Here is a 17,268-nt window from a genome sequence, read left to right on the forward strand (position 1 = left end):
CCCAGCCCACCGACGAGTTTGATCCGTCGTGTAAACGTTTGGGGTAGCCATAGATTCGCGTCATTGCTCACCGCCGCACAGGCGCTGCCGCGGGGCGTTTCCAACCCCTTCTCTCTTGAGGTAGCGCAGGCCCCATGACGTTCCGCGAATTATCAACCAGGGCTGTGGAGACAGACTTGCCGAATCAACAGCTACCAACATCGAGTCCACGATCCAAGACGACGTCGAGCTCGATGGCTGAACGCGAACGCCGCCCGTCCGCGGCTGTCCCCGCTCAAGACTGCAGGTGCGCTAGGAATTCACTCGGCTGTCCGTGCCAGGTGACGACGAGCTGTTCTCGGGCACGCGTGCACGCTACGAACAGCAGGCAGCGTTCGCGTTGTACGTCGAGGCGGTGTCTGTGTTCGTCCTCATCCACCGGGGTTACAGCTGCGGGTTCGGGGACTTGTTTCGCGCTGACGCCGGCCGCGATCAGGCATCGGTATTCGAGGCCCTTCATGCGATGCATGGTGGCAACGGCGATGCCGGAAAGGTGGCGGTTCTGGTCCAGCAGGACGGCGTCTAGGTTTGCTGCCCGGAGGGCCTTTTCGATCTTTCGGCCGTACCACTTTGCTCGGACTGCGATGCCAATCTCTTCTGCGGCGATGCCCTGGTTCGTCCACTTCTGGAGTGTGCCGACAATGTGGGCGATTTCGGCTGTGGCGGAATCGAATCCTATAGAGATGGGTGTGCGGCCATGGACATCGGAGCGGGAGCCGGCGATGGAGTCGAGGCCCTCCATCATGTCGTCGACCTGTTCGCCGTGTAGTAGTGCAAGGCTCCAGCCCAAGATTTCTGCGGTGGTGCGGTAGTTGATGGGAAGGCGACGGCTGCGGCCAGCGATGGCGATCCCTACGTCACGGAGAGTGACTCGGTTGTCGTAGATGCGTTGGTGGGTGTCGCCGGCGATGAAGATGTCGTTGGATGCGAGAGGGACGGCGGCGCGTAGCATCCGCCACTGGTCGGGGCTGAGGTCTTGGGCTTCGTCGACGACGACGTGGCGGTACGGTTTGTCGTTGCGTTCTGCGAGTAGGCGGGTGGCTTCGCGGGCTACGGTTTCGTGAGTCCACCGACTGGTACTCGAAAGTTCCTGCTCGAATGCGGATATCGCGGCCCAGGCACGGACCTTTTGTTGTGGTCCAAGTCGCTTGCCGCGGCCAGGGCGTTTGGTTTCCTGGTAGGCGGACAGCGTGGAGAGTTGTTGCGCCAGAATGACATGCCGCCATTCCTCGGCGAGAAAAGCTGCGGACAAGCCCGTTTCGAGGCGTTCGGCGATCTCGGTCCAGATGGCAGTCTGTTCGTCTTGGTTGAGGATGCTGAGTCGGCCGTGTTCCGTGCTGACCACCTGGTGTGCGAAGCGGTCCACGTGAGTGAACGTGACAATCGAAGATGACCATTTGCCGTCTACGAGGACGTCGAAGTCTTCTTCCATCGTGCTGGCGAGGTTCGCGGTGAAAGTGGTCACCAGCACCTTGCCTTCGCCGCGTTCGACGAGGCGGCGGGCTCGATGTAGCGCGACCACCGTCTTGCCAGTTCCGGGACCGCCCGTCACTCGGGCTGGACCGGTGAAGTGGGCTTCGGCCAGTGCGCGCTGCGTGGGGTGAAGATAGATGCGCCACAACGCGAATGGGTCGGCGAAGGCGGCCATTAGTTCGTCCGGGCCGTCCACGAGGGCCACACGGTCGGTGCTGCGGTGGATGGCGGAATCGAGGTCGGTGACATCTACGGGAGTGCCAGCGGGGGTGTTCACGCCGAGATGCGACCAGACTTCGTCCGGGGTGTAACCTGCGGCAAGTCCGTACAGCACCTCCCACTGGGTGGTGGGCAGATAGTGTTTGGCGGCTTCCAGTTGATCCACGTCGGTGAGGGCGCGAGCGAAGGGCAACGTGGTCTCGTCGATGCCGAGGCGGGTGAGATCGCTGTCTTTCACGTGGGCCAGCAGGCGTGACGAGGTGTGTTCGGCCGATGCCTCGAACACTCGGAGCGCCTCGGACATGGCGTCGTCGTCACGGATCTCGATGCGATGGTCAGCGTGGTTGACCGAAATCGAACGGCGGCACGCCCACTGGTAGGCGTCGTCGTGCGGGAGGACCTTCAGCAGCGTGTACAGGTCGCCGGACTCCGGGGCGAGCACGATGCCACGCCAGAAGTCGTCGATTCGCACCGAACGGTAGCGGCTGTTGCGGGCGTTCTTGATCTTCTCCAGGTGGGCGCCGGTGTTCTTGGTCGACTCGAACTTCGTTAGTAGGTCGACGGTTCGCTTCTGAACGGGTGGTTCGAGTTTGGCGAAGTCGAGCATGAAATCGCGGTGGATTGCGAGCTGAGCCATGTCATTCCCCGGTGTCACGGACGGCAGGCTCCCGCCAGTGGTGGCGGGAGCCATGGCCTGGCGGAGGTTCCAAGGGTGAGGCGTAGTTCTCACCGTCCTGCAACGGATGATCGAGATCGACACCGGAAGAAGCCATCCGGTCGTAGGACGCCAGAACCAGATCCTTAGTGCGGTAGGTGCCGTACTTGGCGATCTCGTTGTTCTTCAGTCCGCCGCCCGAGTCAGACTGGAACGTATCGAGGATGTATTCCACATCGATGCGACCGATCCCGTACAGGTGGAAAAAGTATGCATCTAACTCGGCCCGTATTTCGGTGCGGCGGTGCTCATTCCAGCGGAAAGGTGGGCCATCGTCGCCGAGATCTTGGGCCAGCCCCTCCATGTCATAGGCCGTGTAGACGAGTTCGAGAACGCGGGGTGTGATGAACGTCGTGTGCGGCTTCAGCATCGTCGGCGTAGGGACTGGAAGCTGCTTCCAAATGAACAGTTTCATATGGGCATCGCTGACCTTCTGCCGACTGACGAAGTCGAAGACGAGAGAGCTCTGCGCAGCGATCAGTGCAGCAACAAGGTTCGGTGCCACATGCGGGAACATCAAGGGAAATGTGTGCATGGCGGGAGTACGTGGAATAAAGGCTGGGATGGCGGTGCGCTCATTCGTTGACGCCGTCACGTCGCACCATCCACACAGCCATTGTCGCGTCCAGCTCACCTCATTAAGCCGAGGCGTCAGACCCAGCGCCTTAATCTCTTTCCCTTTCCGCTTGACTGGGATGGCGTCCTCAGTCGAGATCCAGTTTAGGGAAAAAACGACGCGGTGAGGATCGAGGAGATCATCCTCATCCAGATACCGGGGTTGGTTTTGTCTATTGACAGCCGTTTCGCTCTTGATGACGTCCGCAGCTCGGTGGTTGAAGAAGTCGACCATCTTGGCCTCGTAGACGGGTTGCATGCTTTTTCCATCGAGCTCGAATATGTCTCCCTTGAGCTCCCACCCATCGCGAAGGAGCTCTTCGCGATTATGTAGCAGGTCTCCGTCATTGGCATTCCTGAAGAGATACTTGAATTCGATACGCCATGGGTTGCCACTACCCGGGCTCTCATCGCGCAACACCGGAAAACGTTGATATATGGCGATTGTGAGATCGGCGTCGCGACGGGAGCGGAAGATAGGAAGGGTGCCAGTATTTGGACTCAGGAGGGCGATTTCTTTCGAATCGAGGGGGAATATCTTACTAGTGTCGTCGAGGTCGTCAGCATGCGAGAGAAAAAAGGCGAACTGTGCTGCGGTCTCATGAAGGCTCCGGCCGAGGAGTGAAAGCAGGCAATACTTCTGACCAGAATGCACTCCCGCGAACTGCTTGTTGCGATTCTCGAAATCGTAAAGGGAAGATATTGCTTCACGTTTAGTGAAGTCTCCGAAAAGAAACTGGCCGCCAGCGCTTGTCGCAATGGCCGTCGGAACGATGCATCCGAAGCGTCCATTGGGGTCAACAATCGACGAAAATCGCTCCACGAACAACTGGTCGGCCTGCAGTTTTGTAACTCCGCCAGCAGTAAGGCTTTTCGCGCACAGCGGAAATATCCCCGAGGTTGCCGCGAACATCGAAGTAGACTTCAGTTTGCGTCGCTCGCCTCGGTATTGAACAGCGGCTTCAGGGTTGTCCTTTTCCCACTCTGCAATACGCCGCCCACGGGCCGTTCCCGAGATCGCGGCGATCGAAGGCTCTATGCCGTCGAAATATTTCTTATCCTCCCACTCGAGCCGTTCCCACGGGGGATTGCCCAGCACACAGGAGAATCCGCCCACCCATCCTGTGACTGGATCGACGTCGACTCCGGAATAATCCTCCGGCACTGTGAAGATCTCGGGAAACTCCAAATGCCAATGGAAGAACAGATAGCTGTCGTGCAATCTCCTGATCTCGTCGTGAGTGGCTTGTGGCGCGGATTCCTCGTGCGGATCCTGCAGAGAAAGGAAGACATCTTGTGTGATGGCCGACGGTGCGTCATGAGTCTTGTACCACAGGAAGGCGGCACACCAAGCGTCCGCGGTGTGTAGAGCATGCTGGTACTCCGCCGATGTTCCCCATGCCGCGTAGGCGGCCTCTTGCTTCCGAACCTGTGCGAGATGTGAAGCGTGAGTGCGGGTAATACGCCTGACCTCGGATGCGAAGGACGTATTGCTGACTTTCGGGTCGTTGTTCAGGTCCCAAAGCCCCCCCTGGCCCTCATGCGCCTTCCGGTTGAGCATCTCCCAGGACTTCGAGATTTTCGGGTCGTCGCCTTCAACGGGTTTGAATGCCCCGTCCGGAATGCCCTTACGCAGGGCTGCCGGTGTCGCACCGATCAGTCCATTGCCGTGCTTGACGTGCGCATCCAGGAAACCTAGGGCCACACCGGGTTCCATAGCTTCCAACCACAGGGACACTTTGGCCAAGTCCACAGCCATCGTGTTGAGGTCGACACCGTATATGCACCGTCCAATGACCTCATGTAGCGCGTGTCGTACCGCCGGCGGAGTCGGTTCTGGGTTGTTCTCACGCACGGCCGCTACTCGTTTCGCGATGCGGCGGGCTGCTGCGACGAGGAAGTGGCCGGAACCGCAGGCGGGATCGCAGACGGTAATAGACAGCAGTTCGGCGACGATCGCCTCGGTCGGGCCGGCTTCGCCTGCGGTTCGCGCCTTTTCAAGGCCACGGCGCTGGGCGTCGTCAATGACAGGGTCGAGTGTGGCGTCGAGCAGCGGGTCAATGAGAGTTGTTGGCGTATAGAAGGATCCGGTCTTCTTGCGGTCGTTACCCAGTCGGTTGACAAGTTCGAAGGTGCTGTCGGCGGTACGTTGAGGCACCAGTTCCAGTAGCGATTCGTACACCGATCCGAGTTCCTCGGCGTCCATGTTGCGATAGTCGACTGGCCTCCATCGGCGGGAGTCTGGATCCCAAACCCGCGCCAATGCGCGAACCGCATCCAGAAGGTACTGATTCGCAATAACCAAGCCGCGCAGGGGACGGTCGGCCGGGCGATCGTCGAAAAGGCCACCCAGCCCGGGCAATCCCAGCTCGGGGCGGCCGTCTTCGTCGCTGAGCGCGTAGAGGACGATCGACAGTGCGCGGTACAGGTCGGTGTGCGCGGTTCCGCGGCGATTGCGTGCCTGTTCCCGGAGGCGTTCGGTGGAGAAGTAGCGCCGGTATCGTTCGCGCGCTTGCGGTGTCGCTGCGGGGGCGTGCAGGAGGTCGCGGTCTTCGATGACGAACAGGAAGATCAGGCGGTACACCTGGCGGAGCAGGGCGGTGCGCAAGGTCTCGTTGTCGACCGCGCTGAGCGCCTCGTCGTTGGCGGCGTGCTTGAGAAATCCGGTGCCGAGCGCCACGATTGCCTGCTGCACACCGTCGCGGTACTGGTCCAGCGCCCGCACACCGGTCTCGATGGCTTTAAGCCGCCACTTCTCCAGCCAGCACGCCGAGGCGGGCTTGCCGTCTCCGACAGCGAAGCGGGAGACGTGCAGCAGCCGGAACAGCAGCACGAACTCGCTGAACAGCTCGCCGTCGAAAATGGCTTCGAGGTCGAATTCGACGTAGGAGGCGGTGGCGAAGGAGCTGGAGTCACGCAGCAGCCGTAGTTGGCGACCATTGGTGAGGATCGCCCACAGCTGGGATTTGGTGCGGTTCAGGCACTCTTGCACCAGCGATTGCGCGGGAACCGAGCCGTTGCTGGTTTTCTTGTCAAGCTTGGCATCCCACGCGATGAGATGGATCGGGACATGATTCCAGTGGTGGCTGACGGCGAAGTGCTTCTCGCTGTCGTCCGACGAGATGCCGGCCGGTCCAACGGCGGAGAGTCTGCCGAAACCCAGTTCGACGAACAGCGGCTCAAGCCACTGTGTTACCGCGATGCCTTGCGGATCGGTGGGTGCTTCCGTGTCCCGGGTGGAGGGCAGTTCTTTGCGTATTTCCCGCCACGCGGATTTGAGGTAGTCCCAATGGCGTTCGGCTTCGTCGCGTACCGATTGCATGCCAACCACGCCGTAGTCGGCGGGTTTGGAGCCATCGATGTCCTTGCCGCTGGCGATACGGTCTAGCATTTCGACGGGGATGAGGCCGCCGATGGATTGCACCGCCGAATATCCCCGTTCACGTCCCACCGCCATCAGGCTTGTCCTTCCCTCGGGGCCGGAAGATATACGTACACACCGAGAAGGTCGGCGCCCGGTTGGGCCTGAACCTCGACGCCGCCGATGATTTCGCCGTATGCGGAACGGACGCGCCGATGCGAATTTCGCAGGCGTTCAGCCAGTTCCACGCCCCGCTCGTCCAGGTAGGGACTGACCTTGTCAGCGAGGCCATCGAGGATGCGGGTCATGGTGCGTTCCCCGAGCAGCGGATCGGTATTGACGGTGGCCTCCGCAGACAACAAGGCGGTGGCCGCATCGGGTGACAGCCACGCCGCCTCCCCAGCGGCACCTTCGAAGCCGAACACGCGAGTGTCCTCGGCCACCAATTCCCTACTGCCGCTTCGGGATCGCAAGGACAAGTGGAATCGGTAGCGGACCAGCAGGAGCGTGGTGCGGATGCTGACCGCGTCGGTGCGAATCACCCCGCAGCGCCGGGCGGGGCGGCGGGAATCGTCTGCGGTCACTTCGAGAGCCGCGTTGAGCACGTAAGTGGCCAATGCTGCGACAACGGGGTCGGTGCGCACCAGTGCCGCCTCCCCGCGCGTGACCGCCGCGATAGCACGGAACGGCAGCGTCTTACCGTTGGACACGGTACCTGCCCCGACTCCGGCGTCGAGGGCGTCGCGCACGCCGAGCGGGCAGCTGGACAAGTCCGCGGTGAAACCGCCTGCGCCGTCGTCTCGCAGGACGGCACCCAGCATGGTCAGCGCGGTGCGAACGAATTCGCCGACCTCTCCCGGGTCACCCAGAGCGTCCCGGCTGGCGGCCACTTCTCGGGCCACTTCGTCGAGACGGATGGCATTCTGGGCGAACCGGGACCTGGAGGCCTTCTCCCGCTCGGCGGTCGAAATCCATTCGTGTTCCAGCTCATCGGCTTTCGCTTCGACCGCGCCCAGCAGATCGTCGATGGCGAACAAGCCTTCCTGCTGCCGGTCCTCCCCGCGCATCAGTACCCATTCCCAGATTGCGTCGCTGACCGCGGCCGACTGCTCATCCGGCACCGATACCGAGATGCCGAGAGAGTCGCGGATGCGACGGTGCTTCTGGATGAGCACGTCGAGGACTTTGCCGTCGATGCCGTTGTCGCTGCCGTACATGGTGATGACCTTGACCTGGTCGCGGCGCTGTCCGTATCGGTCGACGCGGCCCTCCCGCTGGTCGTGGCGGGTCGGGTTCCATGCCAGGTCGTAGTGCACGACGGCGTCGAAGGAATTTTGCAGGTTGACGCCCTCGGACAGGCAGTCGGTCGCGACCAGCACCCGGCGCGCGGCCGGATCGTCACGGGTCTGTTCGGCCAGTTCGTCGATGCGCTGGATGCGCTGCTGCGGGGATAGGGTGCCAGTCACCGCACGGACGTGCGTGTTCCTGCCGAGCTTGAGGTCGAGGTATTCCGCCACGTATTCGGCGGTAGGAATGAAGCGGCAGAACACAATGGGGTGATAACCCTCCTTGAACAGGGCTTTCACATGTTTGATAAGGACGTCGAGTTTACGATCTGCCTTTGGGCCTTCCAAATTCTCGGCACGGTCGGCGAGTTCGGCGAGCCGGTTGACCGTCGCCTCCATTGCCGCGCCCGGAGCGACATCCATCCCCTCCAGCACATTGGCGTCGATATAGTCGCGGGCTCCGGGGGCACCGAGTTCATCGGCCTCTTCTGCGGTTGCCGCGAGCACTGCGGCTGAACGGGTGCGTAAGGTCTGAGCCGCGGCTCGTGGCGAGGAAACCAGCGACCGTAGCAATGCTATTGCCGACCACCAGGCGATGCGAGCCTCTCGCTTGCCGTATTCGCCGGCGGAGACAACCCGGTCGCGTGCGTAGGCGATGGCGTCGTCGAGTAGGGCACGGTATTCGGGTGACAATCGGTAGGGCTCGTTGAGGATGAGCCGATCGGACGGAAAGGCGGTTTCCTCGTTCAGGTATTTGCGGATGTCGGCGCGGCGACGCTGAACCAGGTACTGAGCCAACAGTATTCGACCTGGGCCCTTGGTGATGTCGAGGGCGGCGAAGTCAGGTCGCAGCAGCCCCAGCAGATTCCGGAAAGTGGATTCCTTGCCGCTGTGCGGGGTCGCGGTCACCAACACGAGATGCCGGTCGGTGCGGGCGATCTTGTTCAGGAGTTCGAATCGCAGCTGGCGGTCGCGGGCTCCGGGCTCGTCGGAGGCCACACAGCTGTGGGCTTCGTCGACGATCACCAAATCCGGGCAGTGCTGGACGAACTCGTCGCGGTGGCGGGTGGATTTGATGAAGTCGGTCGACACCACCACATGCTGATACTTCTGGAACAGCGACTGGCCCAGCTCGAGTCCACGTTCCAGGCGCGGCACGGTCGACGACAGCACCAGTTCGGCGTCGAGTCCGAATTTGCTGCGCAACTCGTCCTGCCACTGTTCGGCCAGGGCGGGTGAGCAGAGCACAGCGATCCGCCGGGCGTCGCCCTGGGCGAGAAGTTCCGCGGCGATCAACCCGGCCTCGACGGTCTTGCCGATACCTACGTCGTCGGCGATTAGCAGGCGCACCGTGGATTGCCGCAGCGCCATCAGCAGCGGAACCACCTGATAGGGCCGCGGTTCCACCGCGATCCCGGCGAGCGAGCGGAACGGTCCTGCGCCGGAACGGAATCCGATCCGCAATGCAGTCCGCAGTAGTCCGGCAGCGTGAGCGTCACCCAGGTCGGATGCTGTGGGGGGTGGGAATGCGGCGCTGGTGACCGTCTCGAATCCGGGGAAGACGGCGGCGATTTCATCGTCCGCCCCACCGAGCGGACGCAGCACGAGCATGTCGGCTTCGGATTCGGGCAGCACCACCCAATCCCGTCCCCGCGCCGATACGAGAGAGCCGACCGCAAAGTTGCTTGTCATCAGCCCTTGACTCCAAAGTAGCGGGGATATTTCCGGACGATCTCGTCCCAGGCGTCGTCGTAGCGGACACGGACTACATCCCAGCCCAGATCGAACAGGCGCTCCTCGGCCTGCTCGTCACGTTCAGCAATGTCGGCGTGATCGTGCACTGGACCGTCGATGAAGACAGCGACATTGCCTCCGGGTAGGAAGTAGACGAAGTCGGCGCGCGCGGCGGCGCCGGGCACCAATACTTGTGCCTCATCGGGAAGCCGAAATCCGTTGTCCTTCAGATACTTCGTAAACTCTTCCTCCAGCGTGGAGTCCGCACGGCTCACCAGGCGACGCTGCTGCTCGGTGCGGGACTCCCCCGGCCCGGTGGACCAGGTCTCGGCCGCGGCCAGACGCCTGAGCAGATCACGCGCCGCATGCCGATCGATCTCGGCGTGGTGGGGCTGGTTGCTGTAGGTGAGCAGGCAGTCGTAACAGCCTCGCGCACAAGCACCTTCGGCGCCGGAGCCGCGTAGATCGTTGCCGTCGGCGTCGAAATGGCAGATCTGGAGGGCTTCACGGGCAGCGTCTCGCAGAGCATGCGGTTCCGCCTCCAAACGGCGCAGCACACCCGCGCCACCCTCCGCCGCTTCAGTGAACAGAATTCGGTCACGCGGTCCGTTGTCCGGCGGAAGAAGTTCGGCTTCCAGTTCAGAATCCTCCAACTCGAACCGCGCCTCGATACCCCGTTCCAGCGCGAACATCACCGACAGCGCGACCGGCCGTTCCACCGGCTCGGCCAAGGTCAGCACGACGATATTGCGGCTATCTTCCACGTACGGCAGGACGCGTTTCTTGTACCGCTGGTTGCCATCGGCGTCGGCGACCCGCAGCTCCGAGGTATCGCCGGCGGCGTCGGCGGCGTCGGCTTCGTTCATCCAACTGCCGTCGGCAGGATCGAGCCAATACCCGTACGGCTCGTCCTCTTTCGCACGCAACCGGCCGACATTGGTGATCCGGACCGTCGCGGAATCGCCGTAAGAAACCGTTGCGATCCGCTGGTCCGTATTGAACACCAGCGCATCTCGGCGGCCGGGCCGCGCACCGTGCCGGTTGAACCGATAGGAGGTCATTAATCGGAAACCCGCCCGTCGCCGCTCTTCCTCATCGGAGGTGATTCGCTCGCGCAGTTTGGTGTACACGGTATGCAGCTTGAGCAGGCCGGTCGTCGGCTCGGGAAGGGGGGTTTTGCACATTTCGCAGCGGTCGGCGCGATCCTCGGCCGGATGGTGGTAGCCGCAGCCGGCGCAGCGTTTGGCGGCACTGGTCACCACGTCGGTCCCCGTGCCGGATTCGAGCTGAATCCGGTCCACTTGGTACCGGGCGCCTTCGTGGTAGATCAGTGCGCCGGGACCGAATTCGCGAATGGCGACGAACCGGGACCGTTGTAGGTAGTCTCCGTCTCCGAAGCCGCGCCCGGACGGGATGTAGGCGGCCAAGGGCAGGCGCGGGAACGAGTAGCCGGGCAGGAAACCCTCGCTGGCCAGGTACCGGTACGGGTTGAAGTCGGACAGCACCGACTTGCTTTCCGGGCCTTCGTTTTTCAGCAGATCCAACCGTGTCTCCGCCTCTTTTCGGCGGCTGGCCGCCAGCTGCCGGTCGCGTTCGGTGAGCGTGTGGTCGAGGCGGCGGCAGTTTTGTTCGGCCTGGTCGATCAGTGCGGCGCGATAGAGGATCCGCCATCGCCCGAACGCATTGTCGAACTTCACATGAGCGTGTTCGATGCACTGCTCCAACCACTGGTCGTCCCACCAGGTTGTCTCCGTGGAGAACGTCGACAGTAGCTCCCCGAACGCGGTCCGCGCGGCGCGTACACTGCGCTCCCGCACATCCCGGCGCATGATCTTCTCGATCACATGATCGTGCAGCGGCAACGCTGGATCGGGGTGACGAGCATCCTCGTCGTAGCCGATTTCGATCACGTTCGGAATCGCCCGGCCCAACGCCAAGCCGGTCTCGGCCAGCCAGATGGCCTGGATGTGTGACCGGACCAGATCCTCGTTGGCGAGATCCAGTCGTGGCGGCTGCACCTTGCCCGCCACCATCCGTTCGGAACGACGGAAGTAGTAGTGGTCGTGACTGTTTCCATTGGCGCAGTAGGTAACCACCAGCGCTGGCTGACCTTGGCGACCGGCGCGACCGCTTCGCTGGACATAGTTTGCAGGCGTCGGAGGCACATTGCGCATCAGCACGGCATTGAGCGATGCGATGTCGACGCCGAGTTCCATGGTGGGCGAACAGTACATGACCGGAAGCTCTGCGCGGCGGAAGGCAGTTTCTCGCTGTTTGCGCTTTCCAGGGTCGATTTGCGCTGTGTGTTCGAGGGCGCGCATGCCGGCCAATTCACTGGCGGTCTCCTGGTACAGCTGCCGGAAGAATTTGTTGACCCGCGGTCCGTCACCGCTAGCGTAAGTGCGGTTTACCGGATCGTGCACACCGGATTTCCCGGGGCCGGCGCGCCAGACCATGGCTGCTGAGGCGACGCGGTAGCCGACACGGGCCGGTTCTCGGCGATATCGAGCGCGGCCCGTCCGTGTTGGTTCCACGGTCACTTCGGTGACCAGGCCGGCATCTGCCATCACCTTCAGAAGGTCGGCGATGATCACCTGCAGGTCGTCGGTTTTCAGGCCACGGAAATGCTTGCGTCGCAAATATTTTGCGAACTTGCCGCGGCCGGAGAGGAACAAGCTGGAACGGTCCATGCCTGGCTTCGACCCTTGCGGATATGCGGTGCCGATGCGGGGTCGATCGCTGTCCGACAGTGCCCAGTTGTCGCGTAGCCGTTCCTCGCTGGCACGTTTGAGGGTATCGAAATCGTCGCGGAAGTGCTGAACGTCGATGGCCAGGCCCCAGCGCATCTGGTCTAGCAGGACGCGCATGATCTCAGCGCGCTGTTCGCTGTCGGCGTTGCGCAGCGGAGCGCAAATTTTACTCCACCGGTCCTGTTGCGCAGCTGTCCATTCCACATCGGGATAGTCGATGCGCAGCAGGCCGGTCTGTTCGAGATTGGGCATGGTCACCCGCCAGCCGCGCTCCAAATCCAGGTATAGGCGGAAAGCGACGGTGTCACGAAGGGTACGGGCAGCGTTGCGTGCCAAGGCCGGCGCAGGATCGGGGACTTTGACGTAATCGGCGGGCCTCAGGCTCAACCCGTTAGTGACGCGTGAGGCAAGCTCCTCATGCTGGAGGCCCTCGACTCCGGCCTCCGTCAGTGCGCGATACAGGGCGCCACGCAATTGGGCGACCTGCACGAAGTCGTTGAAATGGCCTGCCTGAAGTGCGGCATCCTGCCGGTTGTCCACAAAGGACAACAGTTTCCGCGCCTTCTTGTCGAGGGCGTCGGCCGGTACCGTATTAAGAGCCCGCACGATCGACGCGGACACCAGTGACGTCGCAGACGATCGTGCCTCCTGGTCCAGCGACGCCAGGCGCGCGAAATCGCGACCTCGAGTCTGCTCGTAACTGACTCCGCAATGCAGGCAGAACAGGAACGGCGACGGAATGAACACTGCATGAAGCTCACCCGCGTCTTCTGTCCCGAACGGATCGACGGTCACAGGACGAGGCAGGCGCGGCAGATACGACTTGCGCACCGTGTCCTCGCCGTTCTTATCCGGCTCGAGCCAGGATTCGGGCAGCCGCCGATTCTCGATCGCCTCGACCACAGTGCGCGGCCAGGACTGCTCCGAATCGATGTACAGATGGCCGTCCGTACGGTCGCCACCCGTCGCATCGATGTTCTTGCGCGGTTCGTAAACGTAGCAGCCGTCGCGGCGGGTACGGAACACCGCCAAGTACTCCTGACCGCATTCGCGGCAGAAAGCCAACGGCAGGAAGATCTTCCTGGTTCCGGGCTCTTCGAGTTGATAATCCCGCGTCATCGAGCGTGAACGCGGGTCCTCGAGAGTGACGTACACCGTGTCGCCTTTGGACAGGAACTGATGCAGCCGGAACGCGAACAGCGGACGTCCGGTCACCGGGTGGCTCACCTGCGAGCCGGCTTCGAGAGTCTCGCGAATCGCGCGGGCGCACTTCTCGGCGGAAAGGCCACCGTGTCGCGCCAGTTCCGCGGCTGCGGTCTCGATCTTGGCGGGTCGCTGCCGGACCACGCGCCCAGACTCCGTTTCCTCGTCAAGTCCGAAATACGATTCGATCCAGCGGGCGAGCGGGTCCTTGACAAGGCTGGCGTAATCACGCGGGGCGGAGGCGGAAAGTCGTTCGGCTGGAACGGTTTCTGGCTCCGGGTCGGTGGCCCGCACCAACGTTTCACCGATCACGCGTTCAGGTGCGATGGTTGTGCCGAACAGCGCAGACGCCACTTCTGCCACCACCCGGCGTTGGTCGTCGAAGGATCCTTCGGTCGACATCGTGGCTGAGGTGCCGATGCACTGGAGAGCGTCGGCCTGGCACGCCTCACGGACGCGCCGGATCAGCAATGCCACATCCGCGCCTTGGCGTCCACGGTAGGTGTGCAGTTCGTCGAAGACGAGGAACTTGAGATTCTTTGCCATCCGGATCAGCGACTTGCGCTCTTCCGGGCGGGTAAGCATCAGTTCCAGCATGACGTAGTTAGTCAGCAGAATGTCGGGCGGGTTGTTGCGGATCCTGTCCCGCTCGATCTCGTCCTCCTGACCGGTGTAGCGGGCATAGGTGACCGGCTCCCTGCCCTCGCCGTAGCCGTCGGTGAGGTACTTCTTCAGTTCCTCCCGCTGGCTGTTGGCCAGGGCGTTCATGGGGTAGACGATGATCGCGCGCACCCGCTTGTCTGTGTCGGCGTTGTCTCGTACCTGCAACACACGATCGACAATCGGCACGATGTAGGACAGGGATTTGCCCGACCCGGTGCCTGTGGTAAGTACGTAGGACTCACCAGACTGGGCGGCTTCGATCGCCTCACGCTGATGCTGATGCAACGTGAGGGGAGTTCCATCGCAGAGGGTGCCGTCAACGGTCTTGTCCCGTTGGAAGATTCGCACGCATTCCTCGTGGAGGATGCCCGCGCCGGCCAGTTCGAGGAGGTGGCCGCCGGATGCGAAGAACGGGTTGAGTGAAATCCAGGGGTCCGGCCACTGAGACTTGGCCTCCAGGTCCTTACGGACGAATTCCTTGATGTCGGGGTCACGGATGATCAGGCCGCCCTCGGTGAAAGCCCGGTAATCGCTGATCAACCGCTGATGCAGCCCGAAAACATCCATGCCGATACCAGGTGACGGTTCCGGTTCCTCGACATCGCTGTCCGTGATCACGTCTTGCGCAACAGATTCCGCCACGGTCACGGCGCTGCAGTACGCGACCGGATCGTAGCTGTGCCAGCCCGCGATCTGCTCCTGCCCAACCGCAAACGACAGCAGGGCTTCACCAACCGTGCGCGCATCGTCAGGGCGGTCAGCCGGGTCCTTGGTGAGCAGTTGCTCGATGAGGCGCAGCAACCCAGGGGGAGCCTCTGGTCGTTGCGGGCCGATTGGCGGCACCGGGTCGTTGATGTGTTTGCTGGTGAGCTCGTATGACGAGGCAGCCGTGAACGGCGGTACGCCGGTGATCATCTCGTAGAGCACGCATCCCAACGAATAGAGGTCGGCCGCCGGCGTCACCATCCGCTCGGCACGGCACTGCTCGGGAGCCATGTAACGAGCAGTCCCGACCGCCACACCGGTGCTGGTCAGGCGATCTTCCACATCGCCTAGGATCCGGCCCATCCCGAAATCCAGCACCTTCACCGCGCCACCGCGCACCAGCATCACATTGGCGGGCTTCAGATCGCGATGCACGACATCGGAATCGTGGGCAGCGGTCAATCCGGCAGCGATCTGGGCTCCAATAGCGGCTACCCAGCTGATCGGCAGCGGGCCCTCACCGATCAGATCTGCGAGAGTATGACCATCCAGGAATTCCATCGCGAGATAGGGGATTCCACTTTCGTCGACCCCGCCGTCGATGGTGCGAGGCAGATTGGGATGTACGAGTTTGCGCATGATGCGGATCTCGCGTTCGAACCTGTCGATAATCTTGAGATCGGTATCGGAATCGAAGGTCTGGCCGTACCGGTTGCGCCGGATCAGTTTCACCGCGACAGATGCGGCATCGGCTGCATGCGTGTCCTCGGCGCGGTGCACCTCGCCCATATTGCCGCTACCGAGCGCACCAGTCAGGCGGAACCGGCCTGCGATCATCGTTGAGCTCACCGGTTCTCCTCATCGGTAACAGGCTTGAGATTTCCGCTGGTAAGTCCATCGTGCGCCCGGCGCGTGGCGTTTCGGGCTAGTTTCGCCAGGCGTTCAGCGGCGTGCTGTACCGCCTCCAACTGCCTGAAAATCGCGCCGTAGGTCCGCTGCGTCTCCGCATCAAGCTGGGGTACTTTCGCTGCCCGGGAATCGATGCGGAAACTGCCGCTGGATGAAGTGTTTCGGCGGGTGTTCGAGGCGCTGCGGATGAATCCGCGCAGGAAGTCTGCGTCGATTTGATCGGTATGCGAGGTCAGAGTGTCCTCATCAACCGATACCAGCCCATGCCGAATCAGCTCACCGACATCGAGGGCCATCGACCTTTCCCACCCGGGTGCTGGCGCGAGGTGCGGCAGTGCGTCGGTCAATTCGCTCAGCAGCCGGTCGAATTCCATTCGTGCCGTGGCATATTCGCTCTCGTTGTCCCCGCCATGTGGACCAACATACCGGGCAGGTGTCAGATCCACCTCGTCATCGAGCAATGCGACAGCCGACACTATGACCGCGTGCTCCCATGCGGAAGCCATGTCGATGTCACCATTCTCGTCGGTCAGATCGAGCATCCGCACTCCCTCATCGGACGGGGTCCGGCGCAGGACCCACAGGTGAATGGGAAGTGGGCTGCCCGCCACCGCGCCAGCAGGCAGCTGAACGATTGCCTCGATGTAGCCGTTACGGACCATCTCGGTGCGAATTTTCTTGCCGGACCGTCGGTATGCCACCGCTGATGGCAACGCCACGATGGCGCGACCGCCCGGTGCCGTATGAGCGAAACAGTGCTGTAACCACGCCAGTTCGCCCTCTGATTTCGGAGGGATGCCGAACTCCCACCGCGTATCGACCAGCAGGTCTTCCCGGCCCCAGTCGGTGAGGGTGCGTGGAGGATCGCACACAACAAGCTGGGCCTGCACGCCCGGAAAGCGGTCATCTCGCAGGGTGTCGCCGACTCGGGCTGTCAGGGGCTCGTCCGCTAGTGCGGCACGGTGTGTTACGAACTCGATCGCAGACGGCCGTACATCTTGTCCTGAGCGCTCGGTGTTTCTGCCTCCGACGGCCAGCAAAAGGTCGCCTTGCCCGCACGCAGGGTCGAGTACGCCCCCCTGCGGATCACCAGCCAGTTGAGTTATCACGCTGACCAGAAGCGGAGTGGAGACGATCTCTCCGCTGCTGCGCCCGACGGATCCTGCGTACCGTGTGGCGAGGTCGGATAGAAGTTCCAGCGGACCGCGATCTTTGGCGAGTTGCCGCACCAGTGTTGTTGCGGCAGTGGACAACCCGCCTTCACCTGTATCTCGAAGTTCCCGCCCCACTGCCGCGAAGCCAGCCACCATGTCGTCGCCGAACTGGGCCCGCAATTCTTGCCATAGTCCCACCTCATCGGAGACATCTCGCCCGCGTCCGGTGCGCCGCAACCACTCTTTGACCTCGGATAACGAGAACAGCGGGGCTAACGCTGTTCCCTCAATGCGATCGGGGAAGTCAGGGTAGCGGCGCCGCCAATTCGAGACGGCCGCCCGCGTAACTCCCGCCAGTTCAGAGATGTCGACCAGGGATACGAGGGGCTTCTCAGTCGTGGTCACATAGCCGACCGTATCTGCCGCGTTAGTCGAATGTCAA

General features: G+C 62.4%; 5 protein-coding genes. All 5 read right to left on the reverse strand.

All coding sequences use genetic code 11. The annotated features are described in order from the left end of the window. Window positions 1–274 precede the first annotated feature (274 nt). From ACQP1T_RS00725 to ACQP1T_RS00745, 5 genes are read right to left on the reverse strand one after another with little or no spacing between them, the layout of a single operon-like run. Entirely contained in the window at window positions 275–2,422 is a 2,148-nt protein-coding gene (locus ACQP1T_RS00725; RefSeq protein WP_433762555.1) for a UvrD-helicase domain-containing protein, read from the reverse strand. Continuing rightward, window positions 2,370–6,518: an Eco57I restriction-modification methylase domain-containing protein gene (locus tag ACQP1T_RS00730; RefSeq protein WP_433758009.1), complete on the reverse strand. Its 4,149-nt coding sequence runs from the start codon at window positions 6,516–6,518 to the stop codon at window positions 2,370–2,372. The genes ACQP1T_RS00725 and ACQP1T_RS00730 overlap by 53 nt, the downstream gene beginning before the upstream one ends. Next, window positions 6,518–9,400, reverse strand: a complete 2,883-nt coding sequence (locus ACQP1T_RS00735; RefSeq protein ID WP_433758011.1) for a helicase-related protein — start codon at window positions 9,398–9,400, stop codon at window positions 6,518–6,520. Before ACQP1T_RS00735 ends, ACQP1T_RS00730 begins: the two co-directional genes overlap by 1 nt. Then, complete coding sequence (locus ACQP1T_RS00740; protein ID WP_433762556.1) at window positions 9,400–15,600, reverse strand: protein kinase domain-containing protein; 6,201 nt, start codon at window positions 15,598–15,600, stop codon at window positions 9,400–9,402. Before ACQP1T_RS00740 ends, ACQP1T_RS00735 begins: the two co-directional genes overlap by 1 nt. A gap of 8 nt (window positions 15,601–15,608) precedes the next feature. After that, complete coding sequence (locus ACQP1T_RS00745; protein ID WP_433758012.1) at window positions 15,609–17,231, reverse strand: N-6 DNA methylase; 1,623 nt, start codon at window positions 17,229–17,231, stop codon at window positions 15,609–15,611. Window positions 17,232–17,268 lie beyond the last annotated feature (37 nt).

Source organism: Nocardia sp. CA-135398, from assembly GCF_050955845.1.
In the GTDB taxonomy this organism is placed as follows: domain Bacteria; phylum Actinomycetota; class Actinomycetes; order Mycobacteriales; family Mycobacteriaceae; genus Nocardia.

What these genes read in the sequence shown, in the direction of transcription:
- ACQP1T_RS00735 (WP_433758011.1), bottom strand. Translation starts at nt 9,400, where the DNA reads ATGACAAGCAACTTTGCGGTCGGCTCTCTCGTATCGGCGCGGGGACGG.
- ACQP1T_RS00725 (WP_433762555.1), bottom strand. Translation starts at nt 2,422, where the DNA reads ATGGCTCCCGCCACCACTGGCGGGAGCCTGCCGTCCGTGACACCGGGG.
- ACQP1T_RS00740 (WP_433762556.1), bottom strand. Translation starts at nt 15,600, where the DNA reads ATGATCGCAGGCCGGTTCCGCCTGACTGGTGCGCTCGGTAGCGGCAAT.
- ACQP1T_RS00730 (WP_433758009.1), bottom strand. Translation starts at nt 6,518, where the DNA reads ATGGCGGTGGGACGTGAACGGGGATATTCGGCGGTGCAATCCATCGGC.